At 73.2% G+C, this 1,889-nt stretch carries 1 protein-coding gene; it reads right to left on the reverse strand.

Features of this window, described 5'->3' with window-relative positions; genetic code table 11:
* Positions 1 to 468 precede the first annotated feature (468 nt).
* Positions 469 to 1,860: a zf-HC2 domain-containing protein gene (locus GT042_RS04325; RefSeq protein WP_161307360.1), complete on the reverse strand. Its 1,392-nt coding sequence runs from the start codon at positions 1,858 to 1,860 to the stop codon at positions 469 to 471.
* Between the last annotated feature and the right edge of the window lie 29 nt (positions 1,861 to 1,889).

Genomic DNA, 1,889 nt, shown 5'->3' on the forward strand with positions numbered 1-1,889 from the left:
CCAGCCCGTCCGGCGTTTGAGGACATCCTTGACCCGCACCCGCCGACCGGGCCGGGGGCAATTCCAGCCTGTCCGGCGTTTGAGGACGTCTTTGACCCGCACTCGGCGACGGGCAGAGGCCAAAATCAAGCCCGTCCGGCGCTTGAGGACATCAGTAAGCGGCACCGCCCACCGGCGGAGACTGGCCCACCCCGAGGCGGGGGGTCGTCCAGTTCACCGGCGGCGTGAGGGGGGTGGGGTCGGAGGAGGTGCGTGTGGCCGGACGTAAAGCGTGTTTTGTGGCGCATGACTACCCTGAATGTTCGGGGGACCCGAACGCGCCGTAAAACATGCAGTCCGGACATACGTACCTCCGGAGGCCCCGCCCCCCGTCACCACGACAAACCCAGCCCGTCCGGCGATTGAGGACATCAGTAAGCGCAACCAAACGCACCGGGCCGAGGCCACAAACAGGCGCAAGGCCACCGCCTAAAGGCGGCTCATCGTCGCCGCCGCAAGCAGCACCTCCCTGATCGCCTCCCGGTCACCGTCCTGCCCCGCCGCCGCCTCCTCCGGCGACACGTGCCCCGCCACGAGCTGGCAGAACTCCACGCCGTCCAGGGCGATCTGGGCCACCGCCAGCTCGCGGGAGCCCACCGCCGCGGGGGAGTCGAGCGGGATGTACCAGTCCCCGCCGCCCGGTCCCTCGACCTCCAGATGCAGCGACCGGCCGGGCGCGCCCGGCATCACCAACCCCCGGGCGGGGGACGCGAGACCGCCCCGGCGCCGCGCCGCGAGGGTCGCGGGCAGCAGCCGGGCCGCCAAGTCGACCATCCGGTGCAGATGAGGTCCCGAGGGCGGGTCGTACGGATAGTCCACCGCCTCCGCGATGTCCCCGCCGTGCACCCAGCACTCGAACGCGCGGTCGAGCAGCGCGTCCCGCAGGGGCAGCGCGAAGTCCCCGTACGACACGGACAGTTCGGCGGCCCCGCGCCCGGCGAAGGACACCGTGCGGATGAGGGTGTGGCTCTGCTCCCGCCAGGGACCCCGGACCGTACGGGCGGTCGGGAACGCCGAGTCGCGCCAGAAGCGCGCCGTACGGTCCGCCGGCGCCACAGGCACGGGCGCGCCGAGCGATTCGCCGAGCGGGGCCGCGAGCGGGTCGTCCAGCCCGAGCGCGGCGGACACCAGGCCGTCCACGGCCATGAGGTGGCCGATGACCCCGGCGACGGTGGTCCTCCGCGACGCGGTCCCCTCGTCCTGGAACCACTTGAGCGTCACCGGCGCCCGCCACTCGTCGTCGCCGAAGTCCCGCAGCAGCGCGTCGAGCCGTGCGGTCTCGGCGTCGTACGAGGCGGCCCAGCCGGGCACGGGGATCCGGGCGGGGCGGCGGCCGAGACAGTTCTCCAGCACCCGGGAGCGGAGCATCGGGTCGAGGTCCAGGCTGCGGTCGTCCTGGAGCAGCCCGACGGCGTCCCTCAGCCGCAGGGCCTCGTCGGCACAGGGGGCGCACTCGGTGAGGTGCGCCTCGACCAGGTCGGTCTCCTCGGCCGAGCACGCGGACAGGGCCCAGGCGCCGAGGAGCGACTTGAGCACCTTGTGCGACAGGCCCTTGTGCCGCCGCTTGCCGCCCCCGTCGGGCGGAGGCGCGCCGACAACCTCCGACGGGCTCGCGGGCAGGGCGAGGAAGGCCGATGGATCGGGTAGATCGGGTAGATCGAGTAGGTCGGGTGGATCCGGTAGATCTGGCAGATCTGACAGGTCTGGTGGATCGGGTGGCGCGGGCTCGGTGGGTGTGACGGGATCGGCGGGCGCGGCGGGATCGACGGGCCTGACCGGTTCCGCCGGGTCGGCAGGCCGGGGCGGCGGAACCGGCTCCAGATCGTCGGGGGCCGCGCGCGGCCCCGGCA

Origin of the sequence: Streptomyces sp. SID3212, assembly GCF_009865405.1 — a bacterium.
Taxonomy (GTDB): domain Bacteria; phylum Actinomycetota; class Actinomycetes; order Streptomycetales; family Streptomycetaceae; genus Streptomyces.